The sequence below is a fragment of the Paenarthrobacter sp. 10L420 genome (genome assembly GCF_056395385.1).
In genome coordinates, this window is sequence record NZ_JBFTJK010000001.1 from 698,754 (window position 1) to 725,526 (window position 26,773).

The 26,773-nt window shown below is 60.6% G+C and carries 27 protein-coding genes; 18 read left to right on the plus strand and 9 right to left on the minus strand.

Annotated elements, in window-relative coordinates; genetic code table 11:
- The first annotated feature begins 59 nt into the window (after positions 1-59).
- The 6 genes from ychF to AC1DD5_RS03430 all read left to right on the plus strand — a co-directional run bounded on the left by ychF (position 60) and on the right by AC1DD5_RS03430 (position 7,647).
- The gene (gene ychF / locus AC1DD5_RS03405) at positions 60-1,145 is read left to right on the plus strand and encodes a redox-regulated ATPase YchF (protein WP_477520619.1); all 1,086 of its coding nucleotides are present in this window, start codon (positions 60-62) and stop codon (positions 1,143-1,145) included.
- A 128-nt stretch (positions 1,146-1,273) separates the two neighbouring features.
- The gene (locus tag AC1DD5_RS03410; RefSeq protein WP_442003677.1) at positions 1,274-1,786 is read left to right on the plus strand and encodes a hypothetical protein; all 513 of its coding nucleotides are present in this window, start codon (positions 1,274-1,276) and stop codon (positions 1,784-1,786) included.
- 469 nt (positions 1,787-2,255) lie between these two features.
- Positions 2,256-3,938, plus strand: a complete 1,683-nt coding sequence (locus AC1DD5_RS03415) for a peptide ABC transporter substrate-binding protein (RefSeq protein WP_477520620.1) — start codon at positions 2,256-2,258, stop codon at positions 3,936-3,938.
- 125 nt (positions 3,939-4,063) lie between these two features.
- On the plus strand, positions 4,064-4,993 hold the full coding sequence (locus AC1DD5_RS03420; RefSeq protein WP_442018818.1) for an ABC transporter permease: 930 nt from the start codon (positions 4,064-4,066) through the stop codon (positions 4,991-4,993).
- On the plus strand, positions 4,983-5,927 hold the full coding sequence (locus AC1DD5_RS03425; protein ID WP_442003678.1) for an ABC transporter permease: 945 nt from the start codon (positions 4,983-4,985) through the stop codon (positions 5,925-5,927). The genes AC1DD5_RS03420 and AC1DD5_RS03425 overlap by 11 nt, the downstream gene beginning before the upstream one ends.
- Positions 5,928-5,937: 10 nt before the next feature.
- Positions 5,938-7,647: a dipeptide ABC transporter ATP-binding protein gene (locus tag AC1DD5_RS03430; protein WP_477520621.1), complete on the plus strand. Its 1,710-nt coding sequence runs from the start codon at positions 5,938-5,940 to the stop codon at positions 7,645-7,647.
- A 173-nt stretch (positions 7,648-7,820) separates the two neighbouring features.
- Here the strand turns inward: AC1DD5_RS03430 and AC1DD5_RS03435 are convergent, their stop codons facing one another.
- Positions 7,821-8,672: an SGNH/GDSL hydrolase family protein gene (locus AC1DD5_RS03435; RefSeq protein WP_477520622.1), complete on the minus strand. Its 852-nt coding sequence runs from the start codon at positions 8,670-8,672 to the stop codon at positions 7,821-7,823.
- Positions 8,673-8,954: 282 nt separating this feature from the next.
- On the opposite strand from AC1DD5_RS03435, the gene typA reads away from it, so the two are divergent.
- Together typA and AC1DD5_RS03445 are read left to right on the plus strand one after the other, a co-directional pair.
- Positions 8,955-10,871 carry a translational GTPase TypA gene (gene typA / locus AC1DD5_RS03440; protein WP_442018821.1) on the plus strand — a complete coding sequence of 639 codons (1,917 nt, stop codon included), beginning with the start codon at positions 8,955-8,957 and terminating at the stop codon, positions 10,869-10,871.
- Positions 10,872-10,904: 33 nt separating this feature from the next.
- Positions 10,905-11,294, plus strand: coding sequence for a hypothetical protein (locus tag AC1DD5_RS03445; RefSeq protein WP_477520623.1), 390 nt, complete (start codon positions 10,905-10,907; stop codon positions 11,292-11,294).
- Between the two features lie 27 nt (positions 11,295-11,321).
- Here the strand turns inward: AC1DD5_RS03445 and AC1DD5_RS03450 are convergent, their stop codons facing one another.
- The gene (locus AC1DD5_RS03450; protein ID WP_477520624.1) at positions 11,322-11,552 is read right to left on the minus strand and encodes a putative acetyltransferase; all 231 of its coding nucleotides are present in this window, start codon (positions 11,550-11,552) and stop codon (positions 11,322-11,324) included.
- 136 nt (positions 11,553-11,688) lie between these two features.
- On the opposite strand from AC1DD5_RS03450, the gene fdxA reads away from it, so the two are divergent.
- The 3 genes from fdxA to AC1DD5_RS03465 all read left to right on the plus strand — a co-directional run bounded on the left by fdxA (position 11,689) and on the right by AC1DD5_RS03465 (position 14,694).
- Positions 11,689-12,015, plus strand: a complete 327-nt coding sequence (gene fdxA / locus AC1DD5_RS03455) for a ferredoxin (protein WP_018776555.1) — start codon at positions 11,689-11,691, stop codon at positions 12,013-12,015.
- A gap of 14 nt (positions 12,016-12,029) precedes the next feature.
- Positions 12,030-13,178: a succinyldiaminopimelate transaminase gene (gene dapC, locus AC1DD5_RS03460; RefSeq protein ID WP_477520625.1), complete on the plus strand. Its 1,149-nt coding sequence runs from the start codon at positions 12,030-12,032 to the stop codon at positions 13,176-13,178.
- A 232-nt stretch (positions 13,179-13,410) separates the two neighbouring features.
- Positions 13,411-14,694, plus strand: a complete 1,284-nt coding sequence (locus tag AC1DD5_RS03465; protein WP_442003685.1) for a citrate synthase — start codon at positions 13,411-13,413, stop codon at positions 14,692-14,694.
- Positions 14,695-14,707: 13 nt separating this feature from the next.
- On the opposite strand, the gene galE is transcribed toward AC1DD5_RS03465, so the two are convergent.
- Positions 14,708-15,739 (minus strand): UDP-glucose 4-epimerase GalE, encoded by a 1,032-nt coding sequence (galE, locus tag AC1DD5_RS03470; protein ID WP_477520626.1) that lies wholly within the window; start codon positions 15,737-15,739, stop codon positions 14,708-14,710.
- An 80-nt stretch (positions 15,740-15,819) separates the two neighbouring features.
- On the opposite strand from galE, the gene AC1DD5_RS03475 reads away from it, so the two are divergent.
- Both AC1DD5_RS03475 and AC1DD5_RS03480 read left to right on the plus strand, forming a co-directional pair.
- Positions 15,820-16,446 (plus strand): TetR/AcrR family transcriptional regulator, encoded by a 627-nt coding sequence (locus AC1DD5_RS03475; protein WP_477520627.1) that lies wholly within the window; start codon positions 15,820-15,822, stop codon positions 16,444-16,446.
- A 128-nt stretch (positions 16,447-16,574) separates the two neighbouring features.
- Complete coding sequence (locus AC1DD5_RS03480) at positions 16,575-17,186, plus strand: hypothetical protein (protein WP_442017629.1); 612 nt, start codon at positions 16,575-16,577, stop codon at positions 17,184-17,186.
- A 4-nt stretch (positions 17,187-17,190) separates the two neighbouring features.
- Here AC1DD5_RS03480 and AC1DD5_RS03485 read toward each other — a convergent pair whose 3' ends face one another.
- Positions 17,191-18,033, minus strand: coding sequence for a transglycosylase SLT domain-containing protein (locus AC1DD5_RS03485; RefSeq protein WP_477520628.1), 843 nt, complete (start codon positions 18,031-18,033; stop codon positions 17,191-17,193).
- Between the two features lie 13 nt (positions 18,034-18,046).
- Entirely contained in the window at positions 18,047-19,060 is a 1,014-nt protein-coding gene (gene dapD / locus AC1DD5_RS03490) for a 2,3,4,5-tetrahydropyridine-2,6-dicarboxylate N-succinyltransferase (RefSeq protein ID WP_431115824.1), read from the minus strand.
- A gap of 105 nt (positions 19,061-19,165) precedes the next feature.
- Between dapD and dapE the strand changes: the two genes are divergently transcribed.
- Complete coding sequence (dapE, locus tag AC1DD5_RS03495; protein WP_477518226.1) at positions 19,166-20,296, plus strand: succinyl-diaminopimelate desuccinylase; 1,131 nt, start codon at positions 19,166-19,168, stop codon at positions 20,294-20,296.
- Between the two features lie 89 nt (positions 20,297-20,385).
- On the opposite strand, the gene AC1DD5_RS03500 is transcribed toward dapE, so the two are convergent.
- The 4 genes from AC1DD5_RS03500 to AC1DD5_RS03515 all read right to left on the minus strand — a co-directional run bounded on the left by AC1DD5_RS03500 (position 20,386) and on the right by AC1DD5_RS03515 (position 23,706).
- Complete coding sequence (locus AC1DD5_RS03500) at positions 20,386-21,249, minus strand: amino acid ABC transporter permease (RefSeq protein WP_477520629.1); 864 nt, start codon at positions 21,247-21,249, stop codon at positions 20,386-20,388.
- Positions 21,246-21,896, minus strand: a complete 651-nt coding sequence (locus tag AC1DD5_RS03505; RefSeq protein WP_442003692.1) for an amino acid ABC transporter permease — start codon at positions 21,894-21,896, stop codon at positions 21,246-21,248. The genes AC1DD5_RS03500 and AC1DD5_RS03505 overlap by 4 nt, the downstream gene beginning before the upstream one ends.
- 96 nt (positions 21,897-21,992) lie before the next feature.
- On the minus strand, positions 21,993-22,874 hold the full coding sequence (locus AC1DD5_RS03510) for a glutamate ABC transporter substrate-binding protein (RefSeq protein ID WP_442003693.1): 882 nt from the start codon (positions 22,872-22,874) through the stop codon (positions 21,993-21,995).
- Positions 22,875-22,950: 76 nt separating this feature from the next.
- Complete coding sequence (locus AC1DD5_RS03515; protein ID WP_216924118.1) at positions 22,951-23,706, minus strand: amino acid ABC transporter ATP-binding protein; 756 nt, start codon at positions 23,704-23,706, stop codon at positions 22,951-22,953.
- Positions 23,707-23,869: 163 nt separating this feature from the next.
- Here AC1DD5_RS03515 and AC1DD5_RS03520 point away from each other — a divergent pair, with 163 nt between their 5' ends.
- The 4 genes from AC1DD5_RS03520 (at position 23,870) to AC1DD5_RS03535 (ending at position 26,737) form a co-directional block, all read left to right on the plus strand.
- Complete coding sequence (locus tag AC1DD5_RS03520; RefSeq protein ID WP_431115818.1) at positions 23,870-24,709, plus strand: LOG family protein; 840 nt, start codon at positions 23,870-23,872, stop codon at positions 24,707-24,709.
- 18 nt (positions 24,710-24,727) lie between these two features.
- Positions 24,728-25,069 (plus strand): DivIVA domain-containing protein, encoded by a 342-nt coding sequence (locus AC1DD5_RS03525; RefSeq protein WP_442003694.1) that lies wholly within the window; start codon positions 24,728-24,730, stop codon positions 25,067-25,069.
- Between the two features lie 80 nt (positions 25,070-25,149).
- Positions 25,150-26,340 (plus strand): hypothetical protein, encoded by a 1,191-nt coding sequence (locus AC1DD5_RS03530; RefSeq protein ID WP_477520742.1) that lies wholly within the window; start codon positions 25,150-25,152, stop codon positions 26,338-26,340.
- 229 nt (positions 26,341-26,569) lie between these two features.
- Positions 26,570-26,737: a DUF3117 domain-containing protein gene (locus tag AC1DD5_RS03535; RefSeq protein ID WP_064721643.1), complete on the plus strand. Its 168-nt coding sequence runs from the start codon at positions 26,570-26,572 to the stop codon at positions 26,735-26,737.
- Positions 26,738-26,773: the final 36 nt, after the last annotated feature.

The following is a 26,773-nucleotide window of genomic DNA, read 5'->3' on the forward strand; positions in this document are numbered from 1 at the left end:
GCGTTGTCTTCAGGAGCGAGCAGGCATGGTCATCGCGGCAACGGGTAGAATAAATGCTCGTGGCTCTTACTATTGGCATCGTCGGACTGCCCAACGTCGGCAAATCAACTCTTTTCAACGCACTGACCCGCAACCAGGTGCTTGCTGCGAACTATCCCTTCGCAACGATCGAACCGAACGTCGGTGTCGTTAGCCTGCCGGATCCCCGTCTGGCCAAGCTGGCGGAGATCTTCGGTTCCCAGAAGTTGCTTCCCGCTCCTGTGTCCTTTGTGGACATCGCCGGCATCGTGAAGGGTGCGTCCGAGGGCGAAGGCCTGGGCAATAAGTTCCTGGCCAACATCCGCGAGGCAGAGGCCATCGCTCAGGTTGTTCGGGTCTTTGACGATCCTGATGTCATCCACGTCGACGGCAAGGTTGATCCGCGCTCCGACATGGAGACCATCAATACCGAGCTGATCCTGGCAGACCTCCAGACCATCGAAAACGCGATCCCGCGTATCGAAAAAGAAGTCAAGATCAAGAAGCGCGACGCTGCGGAACTCGCTGCCATTAAGGCTGCCCAGGCTGTGCTGGAACGCGGCGAAACCATCTTCTCTTCGATTAAGAGCGACAAGTTGGAGATGGGCCACCTCAAGGAGCTCGGACTTCTCACTGCAAAGCCCTTTATCTACGTCTTCAACGCCGATGAAGGCATTCTCGGTGACCAGGAAAAGCAGGACGAGTTGCGTGCCCTCGTCGCTCCCGCAGATGCCGTATTCCTCGACGCCAAACTCGAATCCGACCTCGTTGAACTGGACGAGGAAGAAGCCCGCGAAATGCTGGAAATGAACGGCCAGAGCGAATCCGGCCTTGACCAGTTGGCACGCGTTGGTTTCCACACCCTCGGCCTGCAGACGTACCTCACGGCTGGCCCCAAGGAAACCCGGGCCTGGACCATTCGCCAGGGCGACACCGCACCCCAGGCCGCCGGCGTGATCCACTCCGACTTCCAGCGCGGCTTCATCAAGGCTGAGGTTGTCTCGTTCGAGGACCTCATCGACGCCGGTTCCATGGCTGAGGCAAAGTCCCGCGGAAAGGTCCGCATCGAAGGCAAAGAGTACGTCATGGCCGACGGCGATGTGGTGGAGTTCCGCTTCAACGTTTAGGGCAGCCAAGCGGGCTACCCATTGTGCCCGATCCATTCCACCCGCCGATAACATGGCTATTTCATGAGTTGTCCACATAACGCCACGGGCCTCCTCGCTGCAGGCGGCGCCCTGGCGATACTTGGAGAATGGGAATCAGATACTACGCATATGCCTTCGACGGCGCCATCACTGACCAGGTGCTGTCCGACCCGTACAGTGTTGTGTCGGGGGATCCGTTAGCTGATGCTTGGGGTCTTGAACCGGGGGCTGGGGTCAGTAGTACCACCTTCGAGCAATCGGTGCCTGAGCGCGACATGCTCTACCTGGACAAGGCGTGGCGGCAACTGCAGGCCTTCACTGCCCCTTTGGGGTCTGTAGTGGTGGCAAGACCTGCGTTTCGTATGTTTGAAGGAAGTGTGACTATGCATGACGACGGTTGGGAGCCGTGGGTGCAGGCACTGACTCCGTCCGATGTGGTGGCTATTGCTCAGGACTTGAACATTATCTCTGAGGCTGAGTTAAGTCTGCGGCTGCCGGTTTCGCCGCACATCGATAGGGCCTCTGACGTCCAGTATGCCGTTGGCTATCTTCGACGGGCGCGGGTTTTCGTCACCAATCTCGCGGACGCGGGCCGCGGCATGGTCTACCTGATCGGGTAGGGAACAATGCTGGCTCTACCGCTGATTGCGGAAAGTGTATGGATCTGGGCAGCCGGCCGGAACGTAAAGGCGGTGACCCGTGGAGTTCCTCCTTGTTCGCAACGCCTGGCGTGCGTACTGCAGTCTGATCAGTCGGCGGGTTTGCGCCAGACGCTCGACTGGCCCAAGAACCCCGGTTCGGCTGAGCCTTCAGCCTCAACCGGGGTTCTTTTTTGCCCAAAAACAGGCTTGTCCTGCTGTCAGACAGCGAATATTACCACCCAGTAGCTTTTGACTTGAAATTCCCGCCAGTTTAGGCATCTGGAGGTTGCGGAACGGTTACAGTTTGGCCAGCGAGTCCCAACATCCGGACACAATGTGGGTAGGCTTACACACACATGTAGGCAACGTCACAGTAGGAAAACTGCGTCTGCGCCTGGGGGTCATCACAAATTTCCCCTGATCAACTCCACGACTCATAGGAGGCGGAATGCGTTTCTCGCGCACTTCCAAAGCTCTAGGCGTAGCGGCGATAATCGCCCTCGCAATGACCGGTTGCGGCGGCGGCTCCGGCAGCAACACGAACAGCTCTGCTGCAGCCGATCCCAACAAGGTCATCACCGCATACAGCAATGAACCGCAGAATCCGCTGCTGCCGGCCAACACCAACGAGGTGTATGGCGGTCGCGTCGTCGAGCTGCTGTTTGAAGGCCTTCGTGCCTACGACCCCAGCGGCAAGCCTGTCAATGCTCTGGCAGAGTCGATCGATACCTCCGATTCCCAGAACTGGACCATCAAGGTCAAGTCGGGAGCCAAGTTCACCAACGGCGAGGCCATCACAGCCAAGACGTTCGTTGATTCCTGGAACTTCGCGGCGCTGAGCACCAACCTCCAGAACAACGGCTTCTTCTTCGAGTCCATCGAGGGTTACGCCGATGTCAGCGCCGTCAATCAGACCACAGGCGCTGATGGCAAGAAGACTTCCACTCCAGCCCCCACCGCGCAGACAATGTCCGGGTTGGCAGCCAAGGACGATCAAACCATTACGGTGAAGCTGGCCCAGCCTGAGGCTGACTGGTCACTGCGCCTGGGCTACTCCGCCTTCTACCCGCTTCCTTCAGAGGCCCTGAAGGACCCGAAGAAGTTTGGCGAAAACCCGATTGGCAACGGCCCGTACAAGTTCGCCAAGGAAGGTGCATGGGTCCATGACCAGTCCATCTCCCTCGTCAAGAACCCTGACTACAACGGCCCCCGTGCGGCGAAGAACGGTGGAGTGACCTTCAAGTTCTACACCGATCCCGGCCCCGCATACACGGATCTCCAGGCTGACAACCTCGACGTCACCGACGTCCTGCCGTCCAATGCCCTGAAGACCTACACGACGGACTTCCAAGACCGTAACTCCACCAAGCCGGTCGCCAACAACTCCACGCTGAACATCCCGGGTTACAACCCGAACTTCCAGGGTGAAGCTGGCAAGTTGCGCCGCCAGGCCTTGTCCCACGCCATCAACCGTGAAGAGATCACCAAGGTGATCTTCAACGGCACGCGCACTCCGGCTACCGAATTCACGGCTCCCGTTCTGGATGGCTACAACGACCACATCCCGGGCAGTGACGTCCTGAAGTTCGACGTTGCCAAGGCCAAGGATCTTTGGGCTCAAGCTGAGAAGATCAAGCCGTATGACGGTTCAAAGCCGCTGCAGATCGCTTCCAACACCGATGGTGGCAACAAGGAATGGATCGACGCCGTTGCGAACGGCTTCAAGAACAACCTCGGTATCAATGCTGAAATCCAGCCATTCGCCAAGTTTGCTGAAGTCCTGGACCTCCGCAAGTCGCAGTCCCTTCCGGGCCTGACGCGTGCTGGCTGGCAGGGTGACTACCCGTCGCTCTACAACTTCCTTGGACCGGTATGGGCAACCAACGCATCGTCGAACTACGAGAAGTACTCGAACCCCGAGTTCGACAAGCTGCTCAAGGAAGGCCTTGCCGCCAAGACGCCTGAGGACGCCAACACCAAGTTCAACAAGGCACAGGAGATCCTGTTCCAGGACCTCCCCGGCCTTCCGCTGTGGTACTTGAACCGCCCGATTGTGTGGAGCAACAACGTTGTCTCAGCTGAAACTGGCTGGAATGGCGGAATCCTCTACTACAACATCCAGGCCAAGTAATCCCCAGGATCTGACCTTGCCGTGAGGCATGGGGGCCCGGCCTTAAAGCCGGGCCCCCATTGCCTTGTTTCGGCAGGAAGGCAAACATGACACACCAACGCCCATCAAGCGGAAAGGGGTGACCCGTGGTTCGCTATATCTTGCGTAGGCTCCTTCAGGTAATTCCCGTTTTCCTTGGAACCACCCTCCTTGTCTACTACATGGTGTTCGCCCTTCCGGGGGACCCCATCGCCGCCCTGTTCGGTGAGCGCCAGCCGCCGCAGAGCGTTATTGACGCGCTTCGCGCCCAATACAACCTGGACCAGCCGTTCTGGGTCCAGTACGGGATCTTCCTGAAGAACCTGTTCACCTTCAACCTCGGTGTCGACTTCACCCAGCAGCCCATCTCAGCCGCTCTGGCAAGGGCATTCCCGGTTACCGCGATGCTCGCCGTTGAAGCGCTCATCATCCAGGCCGTCTTTGGCATTGCTTTTGGCGTCTTCGCCGGCCTTCGCAAAGGCAAACTCTTCGACTCCACCGTGCTCATTATGTCGCTGGTTGTGATTGCCGTTCCCACTTTCGTCCTCGGCTTCGTTTTCCAGCTCATCTTTGGTGTCCAGCTCGGTTGGGCCAAACCCACCGTGGGTGCCAATGCTGACTGGGGAAACCTGATACTTCCGGCAGTGGTTTTGGGGCTGGTCTCCTTCGCGTATGTCCTTCGCCTCACCAGGGCGTCTGTCAGCGAGAACATGAACGCGGACTACGTGCGTACTGCCACGGCCAAAGGCCTTTCGCGTCCGCGTGTGATCATGGCCCATATTCTGAGGAACTCGCTGATCCCCGTTGTGACCTACCTGGGTGCAAACCTGGGTGGCCTGATGGGAGGGGCCATCGTCACCGAAGGCATCTTCAACGTCCCCGGAGTTGGGAACAAACTCTTCCAAGCCATTCAGCGCAGCGAGGGTCCCACCATTGTTGCGATCGTGAGTGTCCTGGTCTTGGTTTTCGTCGTGACCAACCTCCTGGTTGACCTCCTGTACGCCTGGCTTGACCCGAGGATCCGCTATGACCAGTAATACCGAACACTTCGTTGCCCCTGTCGATGAAACCCCGCTGCTGGCCACTGACGCCGTCAAGACGGATCAGGCACCCCTGAGCCTATGGGCCGATGCGTGGCGAAAGCTGCGCCGCCGTCCCATGTTCATCGTCTCCTCGCTACTGATCCTGTTGTTGCTGACGGTTGCCCTCTTCCCAGGGCTGTTTACCAGCGTGGCGCCCAACAACGATTGCCAGTTGGCCAACTCCGAGGCGGGCCCCACCTCCGGGCACCCGCTAGGTTTCACCCTGCAAGGCTGTGACGTCTATTCCCGGGTTGTCCATGGCACGCAAGCTTCGTTGTCTGTCGGCATCCTGTCCGTCCTCGCAGTGATCATCATCGGCGTGACTCTCGGCGCCCTGGCTGGCTACTACGGTGGCTGGTTGGATGCGGTCCTGGCCCGCCTGGGTGACATTTTCTTTGCCTTGCCGATCATCCTCGGCGCCCTGGTCATCACTCAGTTGCCGCTGTTCCGCGAGAACAGGAGCGTTTGGACGGTCGTCCTGACGATATCCTTGTTGGCCTGGCCGCAAATGGCCCGTATTACCAGAGGCGCAGTGATTGAGGTGCGCAACGCGGACTTCGTTACAGCGGCCCGGTCTCTTGGTGTTTCCAAGTTTGGGGCGTTGGTCAAGCACGCCTTGCCAAATGCCCTGGCTCCGGTAATTGTTCTGGCCACGCTGGAACTTGGCGTGTTCATCGTCCTGGAAGCGACATTGTCCTTCCTTGGCGTGGGCCTGCCTACCAGCGTGATGTCGTGGGGTAACGATATTTCAGCGGCCAATGCCTCTATTCGAACCAACCCCGGAATCCTGCTCTATCCGGCAGCCGCCCTGTCCATCACCGTCCTGAGCTTCATCATGCTTGGCGACGCCGTTCGCGATGCTCTTGATCCCAAGAGCCGTCAGCGCTAAGGAGGCGAACATGGCTTCTGCCAACGTACGAATCAACGAAGTCACCTCACAGGTACGGCCAATCCTGGAAATCAAGGATCTGGCCATCACCTTCAAGACCGGCTCGGGTGAAGTGAAGGCCGTCAAAAACGCCCACTTGACCATCATGCCCGGCGAAACCGTCGCGATCGTGGGGGAGTCCGGTTCAGGAAAGTCGACGACGGCCCTGGCTGCCATCGGCTTGTTGCCGAACAATGGACGCGTCTCAGGTGGGCAGATTCTGCTGGACGGCGAGGACATCTCGCATGCGCCGGAACGACGCATGATTGAACTCCGCGGCAGCCACATCGGTATGGTTCCCCAGGACCCGATGTCCAACCTCAATCCCGTGTGGAAGATCGGCTACCAGGTTCGCGAGACCCTCAAGGCCAATGGTCGTCCGGACGGGCCCGAAGACGTTGCCCGGGTTTTGGCGGAGGCGGGTCTTCCCGATGCTGCGCGGCGAGCCAAGCAGTATCCACACGAGTTCTCCGGCGGTATGCGCCAGCGGGCTCTTATCGCTATCGGTCTGAGTTGCCAGCCCAAGCTCCTGATCGCGGATGAGCCTACGTCTGCATTGGACGTCACCGTCCAGCGCAAGATCCTGGATCACTTGGACAAAATGACTACGGAGCTCGGTACATCGGTGCTGCTCATCACCCACGACCTCGGCCTTGCTGCCGAGCGCGCGGACAAGGTAGTGGTTATGTACCAGGGCAACGTTGTGGAGGCGGGTCCTTCACTGGAACTGCTGCAGAACCCGCAGCACCCCTACACAAAGCGACTCGTGGAATCGGCGCCCTCGCTCGCCTCCCGCCGCATTCAGGTGGCGAAGGAGCTGGGCGTGGAAGCCAGCGACCTCTTGGCGCCTGTCGCGGCAATTAAGAAGCACGCAACCGACGAGGTCCTGCAGATCCGAAACCTGCGCAAGATCTACAAGCTCCGGCAGGGCCTGGGCCAGACCTCAGACTTCGCTGCGGTGGACGACATCAGCTTCGACGTCAAGCGCGGAACCACTACGGCGATTGTGGGGGAGTCGGGTTCGGGTAAATCCACCGTGGCCAAAATGGTCCTCCAACTTGAGAAGCCTACCGAGGGCCAGATTGTGTTCGACGGCGTCGATACTGCTGGACTCAAAGGCAAGGACCTCTTCAAGTTCCGGCGGCGGGTGCAGCCGATTTTCCAGGATCCTTACGGCTCCCTGGATCCCATGTACAACATCTTCCGGACCATCGAAGAGCCTCTCCGCGTGCACAAGATCGGAAATGGGGCAAGCCGCGAAAAGAAGGTACGCGAGCTGTTGGACCAGGTGGCTTTGCCACAGTCCATGATGCAGAGGTATCCGAACGAGCTTTCAGGTGGCCAGCGACAACGCATTGCGATTGCCCGTGCCTTGGCCTTGGATCCTGAAGTGATCATCTGTGATGAGGCCGTTTCCGCCTTGGACGTACTCGTCCAGGCGCAGGTGCTGAACCTTCTCGCAGATCTTCAGGACAACCTTGGTCTGACGTACTTGTTCATTACCCACGACCTCGCCGTTGTGCGCCAGATCGCCGACCACGTCTGCGTCATGGAAAAGGGCCAGCTCGTAGAAACGGGCAGCACGGACGATGTCTTCGACAACCCGCGCGAGGCCTACACGCAGGCCTTGCTGGATGCCATTCCTGGCGGTTCGCTGCTGCTGCCGCCCGCGGTGGCCTGACCGACGTCGTACTCTCTGCTGAGGAGACAACAGCAGCCGAGGAGACAAAAGCAAGAGCCGGTGGTTCCCACGAGAGGGAACCACCGGCTCTTGCCGTTAAATCACTCGTTGTTAGGCCTGCTCTGCATCCCAAATCACCAACAAAAGGCGCAAAGCAAGCCCCGCAACGGCCTCTATTCGGGTGAAACGGACGGGTCGGTGTCCGGGCGTGCCGTTAGACCAAGTGCCGTGAGTTCGCGCGCCAGAACGATGCCCAACTTCGCGTGCCCGGATGGCTTGAGGTGGACGCCGTCCTGGAGATCGGCAACGGCATCGTAGCGGGTGAGCCAGTCGCCCGCGCTGACAAACGGGATCGCTTGCTTGGCGGCGATCCGGCCAAGGAGTGCGTCCACCTCGGAACGGCGGCCGCCACCGTTGTCGGCTCCGCGTGCCAACGTCCCGATCATTGCCAGTCGGGCACCCGGATAGCGCTTCTTGAGCGCACCGAGGAGCCGGTCGGCGTTACTCGTGATCTGGGCGTCAGTGGCCTTTTGGGAGGCGTCGTTGCCACCACCCTGGACCACGATCAGTGGCGGATCTCCGTAAGGCAGCAGCCAGTCCCCACGCTGGAGCGCGTCGATGTAATTGCCTGTCTTGCCGTTGGAAGCTACGAATCCCGTGCCACCCATGCCCACGACGTGCAATTTGTACCCAAGCGCCGAGATTCCCCTTTGCGGCCATGAGTCCTTCGGCATGGCCTGGGAATCGCCAATCAACACCGCGGTGTGGCGCACATCGGCGAGGACCACTTCGTCGCGGTTGTTCGCCGGATTCCTGTAGAGGGAGCCCACTGGCAGGTCAAGGGGGCTCGGAGCAGGCGCCACCCTAAGGGGTTTGTCCGCCGCTGAAGTCTCCGCGGGAACTGGCGCGGCTGAGCGCGAGGGTGTGGATTGTGGGGTTGCTTGGTTTGGTCCGCAGCCGACCACAAGAACGCCAACGGCGATCAAGGGTGCGAGCAGGCGGAACGCGGCCGAGGCTTTGCGCATCGTTGGTCTCCGTGTGGCACTGGTTCTGCAGCAATCATGGGGCACTGGAAGCAGAAAATCCAGCATCTTGACTGCCGGTTACTAAAGCGTGATGTGCTGTGATGGACGCCACAATCGGACGGTAAATGGCTTGCTTTTTAGGCTGATAAATGCAACTGCGTTTAGACTTGCTGTAGGTGCCCTGTGTCCCGGGGTCTTTTTCGTTGTGTGTTCCGATCACGTGATCAGGTATGCGCGCGGATACAAACAACTGACTTCACCACTGAAACGAGTCATAAACGCATGTCTGAAACCATCACCAACACTGCGTCGCGGAGCGATCTGCGCAACGTCGCGATCGTCGCACACGTTGACCACGGTAAGACCACCCTGGTCGACGCCATGCTCAAGCAGACCAACTCCTTCGCTTCCCACGGTGAGGTTGAGGACCGCGTCATGGACTCCGGTGACCTGGAGCGCGAAAAGGGCATCACGATCCTCGCCAAGAACACCACGGTTGCCTACAACGGCCCGTCGTCCAACGGCGAAACCATCACCATCAACGTCATCGACACCCCCGGCCACGCCGACTTCGGTGGCGAGGTTGAGCGTGGTCTTTCCATGGTCGACGGCGTTGTCCTGCTGGTCGACTCCTCTGAAGGCCCGCTGCCCCAGACCCGCTTCGTGCTCCGCAAGGCCCTTGCTGCGCACCTCCCGGTGATCCTCCTGGTCAACAAGACGGACCGTCCCGACGCCCGCATCGATGAAGTTGTCCACGAGTCCATGGACCTGCTCCTGGGCCTGGCTTCGGACCTTGCCGACGAAGTTCCGGACCTGGACCTGGACAAGGTCCTGGAAGTTCCGGTCGTCTACGCTGCTGCCAAGGTTGGCCGCGCCTCCCTGGACCAGCCGGACAACGGCTCCGCCCCGGACAACGAGGACCTTGAGCCCCTTTTCAAGACCATCATCGAGCACATCCCCGCTCCCACCTACAACCCGGATGGCGTGCTTCAAGCGCACGTGACCAACCTGGACGCTTCACCGTTCCTTGGCCGTCTCGCCCTGCTCCGCATCTACAACGGCACGCTCCGCAAGGGCCAGACGGTTGCCTGGGCCCGTGCCAACGGTGAACTCAAGAACGTCAAGATCACTGAACTCCTGGCCACCAAGGCACTGACCCGCGTTCCTACCGAGTCGGCCGGGCCGGGTGAAATCGTTGCCGTTGCAGGTATCGAGGAAATCACCATCGGTGAAACCCTTACGGACGCCGAGAACCCGCAGCCGCTGCCGTTGATCACCGTGGATGACCCCGCGATCTCCATGACCATCGGTATCAACACCTCGCCGCTGGCCGGCAGGGTCAAGGGCGCCAAGGTCACTGCCCGCCAGGTGAAGGACCGCCTGGACAAGGAACTGATCGGTAACGTCTCGATCAAGGTTCTGCCCACCGAGCGTCCGGACGCTTGGGAAGTACAGGGCCGTGGCGAGCTCGCCCTGGCAATCCTCGTTGAGCAGATGCGTCGCGAAGGCTTCGAGCTGACCGTTGGCAAGCCGCAGGTAGTCACCAAGACCATCGACGGCAAGATCCACGAGCCGATGGAACACATGACCATCGACGTCCCCGAAGAGTACCTCGGCGCCGTAACGCAGCTCATGGCCGCCCGCAAGGGCCGCATGACCAACATGGCCAACCACGGCACTGGCTGGTGCCGCATGGAATTCATCGTTCCTGCCCGTGGCCTCATCGGCTTCCGCACCAAGTTCCTCACCGACACCCGCGGTGCCGGCATCGCGGCCTCCATCTCCGAAGGCTACGAGCCGTGGGCCGGTCCCATCGAATACCGCACCAACGGTTCGATGGTTGCCGACCGCGCCGGTGTTGTGACTCCGTTCGCCATGATCAACCTGCAGGAGCGCGGTTCCTTCTTCGTGAAGCCCACCTCCGAGGTTTACGAGGGCATGATCGTGGGCGAGAACTCACGCGCCGACGACATGGACGTGAACATCACCAAGGAAAAGAAGCTCACCAACATGCGTGCAGCTTCCTCGGACACCTTCGAGAACCTGACGCCGCCGCGCGACCTGACCCTCGAAGAGTCCCTCGAATTCGCGCGTGAAGACGAGTGCGTTGAGGTGACGCCGGAGGACATCCGTATCCGCAAGCTCATCCTCGATTCCAACGAGCGCGCCAAGGCCAACCGCGCCCGCGCAAAGGCCTAGTCCGGCCCGGTTGCACCCGGCTGGAAGAGCAGAATGAACAAGGGAGTCGCCAGTGCGGCCCGCGGCATCGCCGCGGCCGTGCTGGCGGCTCTTTTTGTTGCTGTGGCAGGAACGGCACAGCACCGGCAAACCATTGCGATATCCGGCGTCGACATCCCTTGGGGCGTCTGCGTCGCACTGTTGCTGCTCGCGTCGGCCCAGTTGTGGCTGGCGGCTTGGTCCGGTTCAGTTATCCCGACGGCGGTAGCTGGCGTGGTGGTTTATGCCACCGTTGGTGCTTTATCGTCCGGGGGCCGCGACAAACAGTTGTTGCTCGGCGACGCCGTGGGCAACGTCTGGGTGTTTGGCATAGCTGTGGTCACGTTGATCATGCTTGTTGTTGCCAGCCGCCTGGTGAAGAGATGGCGGACAGCTGTTGAGTAGGTACTGCGCGGCACACAGCCGGTAGTGCTACCCGTGCCTGGGCGGCGGTGGGGGAACTTCCTTCGCTGCGATGACCAACGCCAGTGGAATTTCGACGTCGGAGGTCCGCGTTCGTACGGTGCAGCTGCTTTCCGTGGTGGTCACCAGATACCCCAACGCATCGGTCAGGCCGTCCTGGATCCTGTAGCGGACCACCACCCGAATGCCCGGCTGGGCTTTGAGCAGAAATTGTTTGGGTGGCAAATGCGGGGGAGTCACCGTTTCATACTAAGACGCGGGCTAGGTTGGCGTCATAGCACTGTTGGATAATAGGGTCAGAAGTTGAGTGTCCGGCATGCTGCCGGCCGTATTACCCCGGCTATTGGCCGGGACAAACCGTGGAGAGGTCTGGGACGTGACGTACGTAATCGCGCAGCCGTGTGTAGATGTCAAGGACAAGGCATGTATCGAAGAATGCCCTGTTGACTGCATTTACGAAGGTGAGCGTTCCCTCTACATCCACCCGGATGAATGCGTTGACTGTGGTGCTTGCGAACCCGTATGCCCTGTTGAGGCCATCTACTATGAGGATGACACTCCGGAAGAGTGGGCTGACTACTACAAGGCCAACGTCGAATTCTTTGACGATCTTGGCTCCCCGGGCGGCGCTGCGAAGATCGGCAACACCGGCAAGGACCACCCGTTCATTGCCGCACTGCCCCCGCAGAACCAAGACCACTAAGGGCGGTTGCTTCCTTGATTTCCGCGGCACCGGCCTTTGGCCTTAACCTGCCCGACTACCCGTGGGAGGCCATGGCACCGTATGTGGCCACAGCCGCCAAACATCCCGGGGGTGCCGTTAACCTCTCGATCGGAACCCCGGTTGATCCCACTCCAGGGCTGATCCGCGACGCATTGGCTGCGGCGTCGGACGCCCACGGCTACCCGACTGTGCATGGCACCCAAGCCTTGAGGCAGGCCGTCGTGGACTGGTTTGCGGCCCGCCGCGGAGTCCCCAACCTGGATCCAAAGGACGTTATGCCCACGGTGGGCTCCAAGGAGCTCGTCGCCTGGTTGCCTTTCCTGCTGGGCCTTGGCAACGGGGACATCGTAGTCAGGCCTACCGTTGCCTACCCCACGTACGACATCGGCGCGATGCTGGCGGGAGCTACCGCCGTAGCGGCGGATAGCCTGGACGAACTGGATGCCGCTACTCGTGCAAGGGTTCGCTTGGTCTGGATCAACTCACCGGGCAATCCCACGGGCAGTGTCCGGAGCGTGGAATCTCTACAACAGATCGTCAACCAGGCGCGCGAAATCGGCGCCGTAGTGGCCTCCGACGAATGCTACGCCGAGCTTGGCTGGGGTGAGTGGGATGTCCAGCGTGGGGGAGAAGCTGTCCCGAGCATCCTGGACCCGCGGGTTTCCGGTGGTTCCACGGATGGCCTCCTTTGCGTCTATTCCCTGAGCAAGCAGTCCAACCTCGCCGGCTATCGGGCTGCTTTCGTAGCTGGCGATTCCGCGATTATGGCCAACCTTGTTAACAGCCGGAAGCACGCGGGAATGATCGTGCCCTACCCGGTGCAAGAGGCGATGCGCGTCGCTTTGGGCGATTCGAACCACGTGCTTGCCCAAAAGGACCTCTACCGCGGGCGGCGCGAGAGAATCGTCCCGGCACTTGAGAAGTTCGGATTGCAGATCCATGACTCCAACGCCGGCCTTTATCTATGGTCTACCGCCGGTGAAGCTACGTGGGACACGGTTGCCCGGTTCGCTGAGCTGGGGATCGTCGTAGGACCCGGTGTTTTCTACGGTGATGCCGGCAATGGCTTCATCCGGGTGGCACTGACGGGCAGCGATGAACGCATTGACGCGGCCGTGGAGAGGTTAAGCTCAGGGTCATAACAATGCTGTGACTTGTGCCACAAGTCGCGTCATTCCGCCAGTAACCGGACGGAACGGATTAGTTCCGGAGGGTTACTGGCGGTAGCTTTTTAACTGACTATCAATGGTGGCCTTCAATAAGAAAGCACTGCGGTCGTTGGAGCCCTGCAACAGTGGGGCCGAAGACGGCGTCACCAGAAGTTGGTTGGACAAGCGTTCTATAGAGGCCCAGAGGCCTCATGAAGGGGACTCCATGACTGAGACCACCAGCGCGACACTGCGCCATGCCGGCGGCGAACTTGAACTGCCGCGCATCCAGGTTGTAGAAGGAAACGAAGGTTATGACGTTTCCAAGCTGCTGAAGCAGACGGGCGCCGTTGCCTATGACCCCGGCTTCATGAACACAGCGGCCACCACCTCGGCTATCACGTACATCGACGGCGACGCAGGCATCCTGCGGTACCGCGGGTACCCGATCGAGCAACTCGCCCAGCACTCGAGCTTCCTTGAAGTTTCCTACCTGCTCATCTACGGCAACCTTCCCACTCCCACGGAGCTGGAAGCGTTCGATCAGCGGATCCGGCACCACACGCTCCTGCATGAGGAACTGAAGGGCTTCTTCGGCGGATTCCCGCGCGATGCCCACCCCATGCCGGTGCTTTCCTCGGCCGTTTCGGCGTTGTCCACGTTCTACCAGGACTCGCTGGATCCCTTCAACGCGGAGCACGTGGAAGTTTCCACCATCCGCCTCATGGCCAAGCTGCCCGTTATTGCCGCTTACGCCCACAAGAAGTCCATCGGACAGCCCATGCTCTACCCGGACAACTCCATGAACCTCGTGGAGAACTTCCTGCGGCTGAGCTTTGGCCTCCCGGCCGAGCAGTACGAGCTGGACCCCGTTGTGGTCAAGGCCTTGGACCTGCTGCTCATCCTGCACGCTGACCACGAGCAGAACTGTTCCACCTCCACCGTCCGTTTGGTGGGTTCTTCCAATGCAAACCTCTTCGCGTCAGTTTCTGCCGGCATCAACGCCCTCTTTGGCCCCGCACACGGCGGCGCCAATGAGGCCGTGCTGAAGATGCTGCGCCAGATCCAGGCGGACGGCATCAAGCCCGAGGACTACATGGAGAAGGTCAAGAACAAGGAAGACGGCGTCCGCCTCATGGGCTTCGGGCACCGTGTCTACAAGAACTACGATCCCCGTGCCAAGATCATCAAGGCAACGGCCCACGAGGTCCTGGGCAAGCTCGGCGGCAACGACGAACTGCTGGACATCGCCATGCGCCTTGAAGAGAAGGCCCTGGCTGATGACTACTTCATCCAGCGCAAGCTGTACCCGAACGTGGACTTCTATACTGGCCTGATCTACAAGGCGATGGGTTTCCCGGAGAAGATGTTCACCGTCCTCTTCGCCATTGGCCGCCTCCCGGGCTGGATTGCCCAGTGGCGCGAAATGATCAACGATCCCCAGACCAAGATCGGCCGCCCGCGGCAGCTCTACACAGGGGAGCCGGAGCGCAACTACCCGGCCAACTGATACGGCAACAGCGTCAATCACGACGGCGGCCCCCCCCCCCGCCCGTGGTGGGGTTGTTCTTCTGCCAGCGCCAATGGTCCTCGCACATCTGGTCCACAGTCTTCGTGGTGGACCATCCAAGGTCTGCGAGGGCAGAAGAGGCGTCGGCCCAGAAAGCGGGAAGGTCTCCGGCGCGACGGCCCGTGATTTCGTAGGGCAGCTCGTGTCCGACGGCCTTTTCGAAGGACCGCAGTACCTCCAGCACCGAGGATCCCCTGCCGGAACCAAGGTTCCAGCGACGGACGCCGGCGCGGTCAGCAATGAAGTTCAGTGCCGCCACATGGCCGTCAGCAAGATCCACGACGTGGATGTAGTCGCGCTGGGCTGTTCCATCGGGGGTGTCATAGTCGCCACCGAAGACCATGAGCTTCTCCCGGCGGCCCACGGCAACCTGTGCGATGAAGGGAACGAGGTTGTTCGGAATGCCCTGGGGGTCCTCGCCGATGCGTCCTGAGGGGTGGGCTCCAACCGGGTTGAAGTAGCGCAGCAGTGCGATATGCCAGCGGTCGTCCGCACTGCCCAGGTCCGAGAGGATGTCCTCGATCTGTTCCTTGGTACGGCCGTACGGATTGTTTGCGCCGATTTCCATCTTCTCGATGTACGGGATGGGATTGTGCTCGCCGTACACGGTTGCTGAAGAACTGAACACAATCGAACGGACGTTGTGCTTGTCCATGGCACGGAGCAGGTTCAGTGTGCCCACGATGTTGTTGTAGTAGTACGCCAATGGCTCCTGAACGGATTCGCCCACGGCCTTCAGTCCTGCGAAGTGGATCACGGCATCGATCTGGTGCTGGTCGAACACGTCCTCGACGGCGGGCTCGTCCACCAGGTCAACCTTGTGGAAGGCTGCAGTCTTGCCGGTTAGCTCGGAAACCCTACGCAGGGACTCTTCGCTGGAGTTCACGAGGTTATCGAGCACGACGACGTCATGACCGGCTTCCTGAAGGGACAGAACGGTGTGCGAACCGATGTAGCCGGTGCCACCCGTGACAAGAATTTTCATGATGTCTACGCTATCGGAAATCGGAGCCACGCCGCTCAGTGTTGAGCGGTGTTGAAGCACGTTCGTGCTAAAAAATACTGGTGCCCAAAATTGTTGATGCCGAAGCCCGGCGCCAGGAAGTTGTCCAAGCTGTCTTCAGGATCATCGCAAGCGACGGTTTGGAACGGGCATCCCTTCGTGAAGTAGCTGATGAAGCCGGGCTGGCCGTAGGCTCCGTCCGGCACTATTTTGCCAGCAGCGACGAGCTTCTGGTGTTCTCCTTTGCCTCCGTCATCGACCGTCTTAGCGGTCGGCTGGAGTCAGCTTTGCTTGCCGTTGAAGGCGAAACCCCGGGCAGCGCCGGGCAGCACGCCGCGGTGTTGAACCTCTTGGGTCAGTTCCTTCCCTTGGACGAAGAACTCGCCGTGGACGCCTGCGTTTGGATGGCCTTCCGCCACGCTGCCCGGATCAAGCCGGTCCTTGCTCCCGAAGCCGAACGCAGTCACCGCGTGGTCGCTGCCATTGTGGGACGCCTCATCATCCTGTTGAGCCCCGGTGAAGCCACCGCCCCGCAAAGCCTTGTCACAGAGGCTGAACGGCTCCTGGCCACCATGGACGGCCTGTGCATGCACGCCCTGCTCCAGCCCGAATGGATGACGGCCGAAATGTGCAGTGACGTCCTCACCGCACATCTGGCGGCTTTCGCTCCGGTGCCGGCTACGCCGTAGCTTGTCTCCCGGGCTCCCCACAGGACGACTATGTGCCGCCAGCAAGCAGTGCCTCCCCCACCGTTACCGTAGCAAGCCAACGGGAATAGACTGGGACATGTCGGGAACCTGCCAAGGGAGGAATTCGGATGCATGAGTCAGGCGGCTCTGGATGGCGCATCACCATGGACACGTCCGGGCCGATGCTCATCGCCCTGTACTTGCGCGACGTAGCTGGACTCGACGGTGCCGGAAAACCGTTACTGTCCCACGCTGCTCCCAAGGTCCGCCATGCCGATCATAGCCACCTCACCTCGGATGTGGGTGGGATCCACGCCCTCAAAACCGAGTGGGAGGCCTGGTGGGAGAAGCTCGTGAAGACCTATCCAAATCCAGCCCTCGAGCTCGCACCGCCCAGTTTCAAGGCCTTCGGCAATTCCCCTGCCCTCCAGCGTGTCCTGCAGGCACACTTTGGTTCGGCTTTGGGATGGGCAACGGACAGGATCGATGAATACGCGAAGATCGAGGCAGAGCGCGAAGCCAATGGGGTTACGGGAGTCCTGAACGAGATGGTGGAGGACAGGCTCCTGGAAGTTGGCCGGAGCTCGCGGGACTTTGATCTCACCATTATCGAGTTGCCGCTCAACGAGCCGCGGGCCTGGTACTTGGAGCCCAGCACCATGATCATGAGCCACAGGCTGCTGTCCGAGCCTGAAGTCTTCCGCAGCTATGTCCAGCCCGTGGTGGAGATGCTCGCCTAAGTAGTCAGGTGGTAGGTGCCGAGACGGTGATGGTCACTGACTCAGACGGTGCGGCCGATGCAATCCACCCGTCGCGTTTTTCCCGATTCCACGTCTGACCACCAACATCCACTTGCGTGATGGAGAGGGACTTGGCGTTGGCTACCGCCCAATGGGCAACTGCCCAGGCTTGCGTACCACTGATATCCAGTTGCACCGAGCGGCCCTGGACTGTGGCCGGCTGGGAGCCGAACGCCGTCGTCAGTTCCTCCACGACGGCGGCAGGGTCACCGGCCGCTTCGGGCATGCGGAGTTCACAGGTCAGCGCGGATTCCGAATGCCCGGTGAGGGCAGAAGCGAAGGCGCGCCCCATGTTCTCGTGCTGGGCATATGCCCGGGGGAACGCGGAGCGCTGGACCTGCTGGGCTGCCTGGGTAATTTCCATGGTCTCGTAACCGGGAATTTTGATGAGGCCGTTATAGAAGGCGTTCGTCGCATAGACAGGGTCCATGACCTGCGCCTCGGTTCCCCAGCCTTGGGATGGCCTCTGTTGGAACAAACCCCGCGAATCAGGTCCTGCATCGTCGCCGTAATTGATGTTCCGGAGCTTGGATTCCTGCATCGCGGTGGCGAGGGCGATGCTTGCAGCCCTTGGTGGAAGTCCGCGCTGAACGGAGATGGCAGTGATGAGCGAGGCGTTGGCCGCTTGGTCGGTAGCCAACTCGTAGCTTTCGGACCCCATGACGGCGAGGCAGCGCTCCGAGACCAGGGTCTCGGAGCGCTGCAGTATGGCAACTATCGCGTAGATAGCACCGGCCACGAGGGCCAGCGCCAGCACCGCAACGATGGCGCGGCGGAACCGGCGCATTGCTTGTCTCCTGCTAATTGGCGTGCAGTGCCTCGTTCAACTCCACGGTCTGGCCCTTGCGGGGCAGGACTTCCACGCCGCCGGTGGTGGAGTTGCGGCGGAACAGCAGGTTGGGGACACCTGAAAGCTCGACGGCCTTGATGATCTTGCTGGTGTCTTCGCCGTTTTCGTCCTTGGGGCCGGGCACCCGAACGCGGGTTCCTGCGGTGACGTACAGGCCGGCTTCCACCACGGAATCATCGCCGATGCTGATGCCGACACCGGAGTTTGCGCCAAGCAGCACCCGCTCGCCCAAAGCGATCTTTTCCTTGCCGCCGCCGGAGAGCGTACCCATGATGGAGGCGCCGCCGCCGACGTCCGTCCCGTCACCGGCCACTACTCCAGCGGAGATGCGGCCTTCCACCATGGACGTGCCGAGGGTTCCAGCGTTGAAGTTCACGAAGCCTTCATGCATCACCGTGGTGCCTTCGGCGAGGTGCGCGCCCAGACGGACGCGGTCGGCGTCGGCGATCCGCACACCAGTTGGAACCACGTAGTCAACCATGCGGGGGAACTTGTCCACGCCGTAAACCACCACGTTGCCGCGCTTACGCAGGCGCGCACGCGTCATTTCAAAACCCTCGACGGCGGCTGGGCCGAAGTTGGTCCATACGACGTTGGGGAGCTTGCCGAAGACACCATCCAGGTTGATGCTGTTGGGCTTGACCAGGCGGTGCGAAAGGAGGTGAAGACGCAGGTAAGCATCGGCGGTGTCGGCCGGGGCGGCGTCGAGGTCGATCTGTGCGAAGACCACTTTTTGCTCCGTGCCGCGATCGGCGTCTTTGCCGTCGTCAGCCAGGGCAGTGAGCGCGGGATCGGCATTGTCAACGTCGCGAAGGGTTTCAGCGGCTACACCCAGGGCCGGTGCCGGGTACCAGACATCCAGCACGGTTGCTTCCCCGGAAGGCGAGGTGGCGATGGTGGCGAGGCCGAATCCGTAGGCTGATCGGTGGTTTGCGGGCACAGCAGAGGAAGCAGTTTCAGTCATGGCCCCAGTGTATCGATCGCCCGTGGCACGGCTGAAACCCGTCTCACCCGGGCAGGTCGCATTTGTTGCCCGAAACACAGCTGCCCGGGGAGTTAAGGTGGAGTGGTGACCCTTAACCCTGCCCCCGCCCTACTGGACCTGCGCCAGGACGTTGCCTTGCTGACAGCCGCGCTCATCGATATCAACAGTGTCTCGGGCAACGAGACCCTGCTCGCCGATCTCGTCGAGGCGGCCCTGCGCGCCATCCCCGAATACACCGTGGTGCGCGACGGCGACGCCATCATTGCACGCACTGAACTTGGCCGCGCCGAGCGCGTCATCCTCGCTGGACACCTGGACACTGTTCCGCTGCCCACGGTGGAAGGCTCGCTGGGCACCGTTCCGGCAACGTGGGAATCAGGCATCCCCGGGGAGGGTGTGCTCTATGGCCGGGGGACCACCGACATGAAGGGCGGCGTTGCCGTGCAGCTCGCACTCGCGGCGACCCTGTTCGACGACGGCAGGGAGCCAGACAAGGATGTCACCTTTGTCTTCTATGACCACGAGGAAGTGGAGGCCGTCAAGAGTGGCCTGGGCAGGCTGGTCCGCAACCATGGCGACCTGCTCCTGGGGGACTTCGCTATTCTTCTTGAGCCCACACACGGCACGGTGGAAGGGGGCTGCAACGGAACCAGCCGGTTCGAAGCGACCACCATCGGTGAAGCGGCCCACTCGGCCCGCGCTTGGATGGGCAGCAACGCCATCCATGCGGCGGCACCAATTCTCGCCCGCCTCGCGGCCTACGAGCCGCGGACGATCAACGTGGACGGCCTCGATTACCGGGAGAGCCTCAATGCGGTGAAGATCAATGGCGGCACGGCCGGTAACGTCATCCCTGACCGCTGCGTGGTGGAGATCAACTACCGCTTCGCTCCGGACAAGACCCCGGACCAGGCCGAGGCCCACGTGCGAGAGCTCCTGGAGGGATTCGACGTCGTCCGCACCGACGCTGCTGCCGGCGCCCGGCCCGGACTGAACCACCCCGCAGCTGCGTCTTTCGTGGCCGCAGTCGGCGCGGAACCAAAGCCCAAATACGGGTGGACCGACGTCGCGCGTTTCAGTGAGTTGGGCATCCCGGCCGTGAACTTCGGGCCCGGCGATCCGTTGCTGGCGCACAAGGACAATGAACACGTCGACGCCGATGCCGTCCGTGAGTGCCTTCGTGCACTTCGGACGTGGCTGGTCGCTAAGGTCTAAAAGCGCTCTAAAAGCACATGAAGAGAAGGTCCGCAGCCGAATGAACGGCTGCGGACCTTCTCTTCATGACTAAAGGAATGTTCCCTTTGCTACTTCTTTTCAGGTCCAGGAACGTTGACCTCGAGGTCGACGGTCTTGATGGCCGAAGCCATGCCGCCTGCGGCCTTCTTGGAGCCTCGCCGTTCGATCCAGATCGCAAGCCGGGAAACCGACAAGTTGATCAGGATGTAGATTGCCGCTCCGACGAAAAACGCGGAGAACAACAGGCTGGGTTCCAGGTCTGAGATCAGCTTCACCTTACGCAGCAGTTCCTCGTAGGCCACGATGTAGCCAAGCGAGGTGTCCTTCAGGAGAACGACCAACTGTGCAATAAGTGAGGGGAGCATGCGGCGGATTGCCTGGGGAAATTCGATGCTCATCCTGGACTGGAAGCTGCGCAGTCCAATGGCCAAACCGGCTTCGCGTTGTCCCTTGGGAAGTGACTGGATACCCGCCCTCAGAATTTCAGCGAAGATCGCTGCGTTGTAGAGGACCAGGCCACTGACGACAGCAGTGAAGGGGGTCGTAGCAAACACCAGGAGCACGAAGAGGATCATGAGCACCACTGGCATGCCGCGGAGGAACTCAAGCACCACCTGTGTGGGAACGCGAATCCACGAGATCAGGGAAATGCGGAGCAGGCACAGCGCCACTCCAAGGGGAAAGGCAATGACGGCTGCGACGCCGGCTGCCTGCAGGGTGGCAAGGACGCCATAGCCGAGCTGCGTCCAAACGTCCTTGGCAGATTCGTTAACAAAGACTTCCCAACGGGAGGCGTTGAATATGCCCTGCGAAGACAGGATGACGATGGCTCCCACCACGCCACCGGCAATGATGATGGACCCGACAACTGAACCAATGAGGGAAACGCGGCGGGCCTTGGGGCCCGGTACGTCATAGAGAACCGAAGTCATCGGGCAATCGCCACCTTTTTCTCGACGAAGTGGGCCAACAAGCCCAGGGGCACGGTGATCAGCAGGTAGAAGAATGCCACACCAATCAAGATCCACATGACCGCGTCACCATGGCTGTTTGACAGCTGCAGACCATAGCCGAAAAGCTCCAGGACAAAGAATGCACCCGCGACGGATGAGTTCTTGACCAAGGCAATCATGATGTTGATCAATGGGGGTATGACGGTCCGGACAGCCTGTGGCAGGACCACCAGGCCCAAAACCTGCGTGAACGTCATGCCGATACTGCGGGCTGCCTCGGCTTGCCCCACCGGGACGCTGTTGACGCCGGATCGAACGGCTTCGGCAACAAATGCTGCCGTGTAGCTGCTCAATGCGATGATGGCGGCGACTTCAAACTGTTCGAACTTGACGCCGAGCCGGGGAAGCACGATTGCGGAGAAAAAGAAAATAATTGTGAGTGGGGTGTTTCTGGCGACTTCAACATAGAACGTGCTGAAGCCCCGTAAGGCAGCCACGGGCGAGACACGCATTGCGGCGAGCAGAGTGCCTGCTGTCAGTGCGATGACGCCAGATATGACGGCTAGAAACAGGGTTCGGAGAAATCCGTCCCAATATTGGGGGAGGCTTTCGAAGATGGCGTCCATTGGCTTCCTTCGGCTGCTGCGGAAAGGTAGGGAGTCCTCAAGGTCGGTGGCTGCCGCCCTTCCCCAAGGGGGAGTGCGGCAGCCACCGGCTTCCGACTAGTAGCGGTCGATCTTGGGCAGTTCAGGTGCGGTCTTGATGACCTTTCCTGCTGTTGCTTCCCAAGCCTTCTTGTACGTGCCGTCCTTGGCGAATCCCTCCAACTGGTCATTGATCCAGTTGCGGAAGACCGTGTCATCCTTCTTCAGGCCGATGCCGTACGGCTCTTTTGTGAACGTTTGGTCCGATGCGAGCTTGAAGGCGTCCGGTTCCTTGTCAACGTAGCCGGCGAGGATCACGTTGTCCGTGGTGACTGCGACAACCTGCTTGTTGCGCAACGGCTCAAGGCAAGCGGTGTAGTTTGCGGCCGGGACCAGTTCTGCACCGTACGTTTCGACGATGGTCTTAGCCGGGGTGGAACCCGTTACAGAGCAAACCTTCTTGCCCTTGACGTCCTCGGGTTTGGTGATGGAGTTATCGTCCTTGTTCACCAGCAGAGCCTGACCGGCTTCGTAGTATGGACCCGCGAATGCGACCTTCTGCTTGCGGGCATCGTTGATCGTGTAGGTGGCAATGACGATGTCAACGCGGCCCTGCTCGATGAACGGTTCACGGTTGGCGGAAACAGTTTCCACCCATTCGATCTTGTCAGGTTCAATTCCGAGCTTGGCAGCGATGGCCTTGCCGATTTCGACGTCGAAGCCGACAGGCTTGCCGTCCAGGCCCTTCTGGCCGAACAGCGGCTGGTCAAACTTGGTACCAATGGTGATCTTCTTGGCCTGGTTCAACTTCGCCATCGTGGTACCGGCGTCGAAGCTCGCCGAGGCAACAGGCGGAGTGGTGGTGCCACTGCCTCCACCGCAGGCGCTCAGCGAGAGGGCCAGTGCAGCCGAAGCGGCCACCAGGAGAGATTTCCTCCGGGTAATAAAAGCCTTCTTCATGACATTCCTTTCATTGGTTGGCCGGCGTACGGCCTGGATGCGGTCCGTGCGGGCCTGGATGCGGGTCAGCAGGGAGCTAGTGGGTCAGAAGCTTGGACAGGAAATCCTTGGCGCGGTTGCTCTGCGGATTGGTGAAGAATTCTTCGGGTGTTGAATCTTCCACGATCTGGCCATCGGCCATGAACACGACGCGGTCGGCTGCCTTGCGGGCAAAGCCCATCTCGTGGGTGACCACGATCATGGTCATGCCTTCCTTTGCCAGCTGGATCATGACGTCCAGGACCTCGTTGATCATTTCGGGGTCCAGCGCCGAGGTGGGCTCGTCGAACAGCATCACCTTGGGCTTCATGGCAAGTGCGCGGGCAATGGCCACACGCTGTTGCTGGCCACCGGAGAGCTGCGCGGGGAGCTTGGGAGCCTGGTGGCCGACGCCGACACGTTCCAGGAGGGCCATGGCCTCCCTTTCTGCCGTGCCTTTGGCAACGCCCTTCACCTTGATCGGTCCCAGCGTGACGTTCTCAAGGATCGTCTTGTGGGCGAACAGGTTGAAGGACTGGAAGACCATTCCGACGTCGGCACGCAGGTGGGCGAGTTCCTTGCCTTCTTCCGGGAGCTTCTTCCCGTCGATCGCGATGTCGCCGTCGTCGATCGTTTCCAAACGGTTGATGGCACGGCACAACGTGGACTTACCGGAGCCGGACGGCCCGATGACCACGACGACTTCACCCTTCCGAACCTGGAGGTTGATGTCTTTGAGGACGTGCAATTGACCGTAGTGTTTGTTGACGCTGTTCAGGGAGACGAGCGCATCGCCGGACACTTGAGTAGTCATAGGACGAATCTAGCGAACAAAGACACAATTATGACCACGGTCACGGCAAGTTCCTCCAGATCGTGACTGAACAGAAACCTGCTCTCCAGCGATATACCAGACTGCAATGCAAGAACCGCGTCGTAGCGTCTTCGCTTGCATTCATCCGCGCTAGCCTTGGGCAATGAGCATTAGCCAGCACCCGATTCCCAGCCCGGACGCGAATGGCCACGTCGCGGGCGTCCACGTGCCCCTGCCTTCGGAGATCGCACCGGCCAAGCACAAGGGCCCTTTGGAACTGCGACGCAAACAGGCAGACAAGGGAATGTCCGATCAGCACTTGCTGGACACGAGCGGTGCCGGGCAGTTCATCCACACCGATCCCTGGCGCGTCCTGAGGATTCAGAGCGAATTCGTTGAGGGCTTTGGGGCATTGGCCGATATTGGTCCGGCAGTCAGTGTTTTCGGTTCAGCCCGTACCAAACCGGGAACCGAGTACTACGAGATGGCAGTGGATGTAGGGCGCAAGCTCGCCGAAGCCGGAGTCGCCGTGATCACCGGTGGCGGCCCCGGCTCCATGGAAGCCGCCAACAAGGGTGCTGTGGAAGGCAACGGCGTATCTGTCGGACTGGGCATTGAGTTGCCGTTCGAGCAGGGCCTGAACCAATGGGTGGACCTGGGCATCAACTTCCGGTACTTCTTTGCCCGCAAGACCATGTTCGTGAAATACGCCCAGGGCTTCGTCGTCTTGCCCGGCGGACTTGGAACCCTGGACGAGCTCTTCGAGGCAATGGTCCTGGTACAGACACGCAAGGTGACATCGTTCCCGATTGTGCTGTTGGGTGTTCGCTTCTGGGGCCCAATGATTGAGTGGATCCGGGACACTTTGGTTGCTGAAGGAATGGTGTCCGAAAAGGACCTGGACCTGATCCAGCTGGTGGATGACCCTGCCGATGCCGTCCACCGGGTGTTGCATGGTGCTCCGCTTCCCGCCACCACCAACGGAAACCAGCGCCCGGAGTAGGCGGCTGTTTCTGGCACGATGGTGGCTGTGAGCTTTTTCCTGGTGTTTGTCGCGATTGTCCTCATTGGTGCCGCATTGTATTTTGGTTCCGGCATCATCCGTGGCGGCTCCGTGGGAGCGGGGCTGGATGACTCCCTGCCCAATTTGCCTCCGGTGCTGCTCCCGGAGAAGGCTGCAGCCACGGACATCGACGCCGTGCGCTTTGCACTGGGGTTGCGCGGTTACCGCATGGACCAGGTGGACCAGGTCCTTGATGAGCTGCGCGACCAACTGGTAGCCAAGGACCGCGAGATCGAGAGACTCAGTGCCTTGGTCCAATCAAAGCTTGAGGATGGCGACGCCAAGCGGACCACACTGTGAGCACCCCTGCACCTACCCGTTTTGGCGGGGAGGGACCCACCGCGCGCCTTTCGCGGGGTATCTCCGCCGCGGGAGCCCGGATGGCACGTTGGCCTTGGTGGCTGCAGGTTTCCTTGGTTTTTGTAGTGGCCCGGGTGGTCAGTGCCTTTATCTTCATGGCGGCTGCCGTTCATCAGGGAGTGAATCCATGGTTCCCACCCGTGCCGGACTACTGGAACTTCATCACTATCTGGGATGGACGCTGGTATGCCCAGGTTGCGGACAACGGCTACCCTTCCCTGCTTCCGGTGGATGCCAACGGGGTAGTCAAGGAGAATGCCTGGGCCTTCTATGCCCTGTTCCCGTTCCTGGGGCGGGGACTCGATGCCGTCACGGGCCTCGGGACTCTGCAGTCCCTCACCGCCATAGCAATGATTGCAGGCCTCGGTGCTGCCTTGGTGATCTTCAGACTGTTCAGGGAAGCGGCCAGCCGGCGTACCGCAATGTGGGGCGTCATCTTCGTGTCGACATTCCCGGTGTCGCCAATTCTCCAGGTGCCCTACGCAGAATCGTTGAACCTCCTGCTGCTGTCCGGCTCGCTTCTCCTGGTGGTCCGGCGACGCTACTTGGCAGCCATACCGGTAGTGCTGTTGATGTGTTTTTCCAGGCCCACTGGAGTCCCGTTCGCCGCGATGCTGGGCCTCCTCCTGGTTTGGCGGATCTGGCAGCGCTTGAGGCCATCCGACGTCGATGACCAGCCCCGGGCAATGGCTTCGTCCACGCCAGAACTCCTGTCCCTGGGCACCCTGGCGCTGGCAACCGGACTCGGAGCCCTGGCCTGGCCGGCTATGGCTTGGGCGGTCACCGGGGATCCAAGCGCCTACACGCGTACGGAAACCGCCTGGCGCGGTCATGACCTGGTGCCCTTCAAACCGTGGTTCGATACCGGAAGGATGCTGTTCGGTCCGGCTCTTGGCGTGTTGGCGCCCTTCGTCTTCGTCGGTTTGTTCGTGCTGCTGATGGTTTCAAAGCCTGTCCGGGCACTGGGAACGGAAATGCGGCTTTGGTGCGCCTGCTACATGGGCTATTTGCTGGTGTTCCTGTATCCCCAGACCAGTACTTTCCGGATGCTCCTTCCCCTTTTCCCGCTTGCCCTGGGTGCAGCGCTGCTGTCCAAGTCCAAGGCATACAGGGGAACCGTCGTGGTCATGTTTGTCCTCCTGCAGATCGTCTGGGTGGTGTGGCTTTGGGCCTGGGCGCCATTGCCGGGAGGCGGAGACTATCCGCCATAACCGGACCACCCGCCGTCGGGAAGTGTCTTTGTTCCGTGTCGGGGTAATTAGTCCATTGATTCGCTACGGACGGGTAAGTACGGGATAATGGAATACGAGCAAGGACAAAAGCACCTAAAAGTGCCCGGCCAAGGCGGCCTCCCAAGCGGTGCCGCCGGCTGCAATTGCGAAGCGGATCCAGCCCGGCCGGGTTGGGCGTGACTTGGGACAAATGGAGGGGATTTTCCTAATGGCGGCTATGAAACCACGTACTGGCGACGGCCCTATGGAAGTAACCAAAGAGGGACGCAGCCTGATCATGCGTGTGCCGCTCGAAGGCGGAGGACGGCTTGTAGTCGAGCTCAATGCCGCGGAGGCGGAGAACCTCAAGGAATGCCTTGTAGGCGTTACCGAATAGATTCATAGGCAGGCTGGATTCAAAAGACCAGGGCCC

Excerpts from the sequence above, each read along its gene's own strand:
- AC1DD5_RS03425 (WP_442003678.1), top strand. The coding sequence starts at position 4,983 with ATGACCAGTAATACCGAACACTTCGTTGCCCCTGTCGATGAAACCCCG.
- AC1DD5_RS03525 (WP_442003694.1), top strand. The coding sequence starts at position 24,728 with ATGGTGGCTGTGAGCTTTTTCCTGGTGTTTGTCGCGATTGTCCTCATT.
- AC1DD5_RS03485 (WP_477520628.1), bottom strand. The coding sequence starts at position 18,033 with ATGCGCCGGTTCCGCCGCGCCATCGTTGCGGTGCTGGCGCTGGCCCTC.
- AC1DD5_RS03515 (WP_216924118.1), bottom strand. The coding sequence starts at position 23,706 with ATGACTACTCAAGTGTCCGGCGATGCGCTCGTCTCCCTGAACAGCGTC.
- AC1DD5_RS03430 (WP_477520621.1), top strand. The coding sequence starts at position 5,938 with ATGGCTTCTGCCAACGTACGAATCAACGAAGTCACCTCACAGGTACGG.
- AC1DD5_RS03510 (WP_442003693.1), bottom strand. The coding sequence starts at position 22,874 with ATGAAGAAGGCTTTTATTACCCGGAGGAAATCTCTCCTGGTGGCCGCT.
- typA (WP_442018821.1), top strand. The coding sequence starts at position 8,955 with ATGTCTGAAACCATCACCAACACTGCGTCGCGGAGCGATCTGCGCAAC.
- AC1DD5_RS03505 (WP_442003692.1), bottom strand. The coding sequence starts at position 21,896 with ATGGACGCCATCTTCGAAAGCCTCCCCCAATATTGGGACGGATTTCTC.
- AC1DD5_RS03445 (WP_477520623.1), top strand. The coding sequence starts at position 10,905 with ATGAACAAGGGAGTCGCCAGTGCGGCCCGCGGCATCGCCGCGGCCGTG.
- AC1DD5_RS03520 (WP_431115818.1), top strand. The coding sequence starts at position 23,870 with ATGAGCATTAGCCAGCACCCGATTCCCAGCCCGGACGCGAATGGCCAC.
- AC1DD5_RS03535 (WP_064721643.1), top strand. The coding sequence starts at position 26,570 with ATGGCGGCTATGAAACCACGTACTGGCGACGGCCCTATGGAAGTAACC.
- AC1DD5_RS03410 (WP_442003677.1), top strand. The coding sequence starts at position 1,274 with ATGGGAATCAGATACTACGCATATGCCTTCGACGGCGCCATCACTGAC.
- AC1DD5_RS03465 (WP_442003685.1), top strand. The coding sequence starts at position 13,411 with ATGACTGAGACCACCAGCGCGACACTGCGCCATGCCGGCGGCGAACTT.
- AC1DD5_RS03415 (WP_477520620.1), top strand. The coding sequence starts at position 2,256 with ATGCGTTTCTCGCGCACTTCCAAAGCTCTAGGCGTAGCGGCGATAATC.
- AC1DD5_RS03500 (WP_477520629.1), bottom strand. The coding sequence starts at position 21,249 with ATGACTTCGGTTCTCTATGACGTACCGGGCCCCAAGGCCCGCCGCGTT.
- AC1DD5_RS03530 (WP_477520742.1), top strand. The coding sequence starts at position 25,150 with ATGGCACGTTGGCCTTGGTGGCTGCAGGTTTCCTTGGTTTTTGTAGTG.
- dapD (WP_431115824.1), bottom strand. The coding sequence starts at position 19,060 with ATGACTGAAACTGCTTCCTCTGCTGTGCCCGCAAACCACCGATCAGCC.
- galE (WP_477520626.1), bottom strand. The coding sequence starts at position 15,739 with ATGAAAATTCTTGTCACGGGTGGCACCGGCTACATCGGTTCGCACACC.
- AC1DD5_RS03435 (WP_477520622.1), bottom strand. The coding sequence starts at position 8,672 with ATGCGCAAAGCCTCGGCCGCGTTCCGCCTGCTCGCACCCTTGATCGCC.
- AC1DD5_RS03480 (WP_442017629.1), top strand. The coding sequence starts at position 16,575 with ATGCATGAGTCAGGCGGCTCTGGATGGCGCATCACCATGGACACGTCC.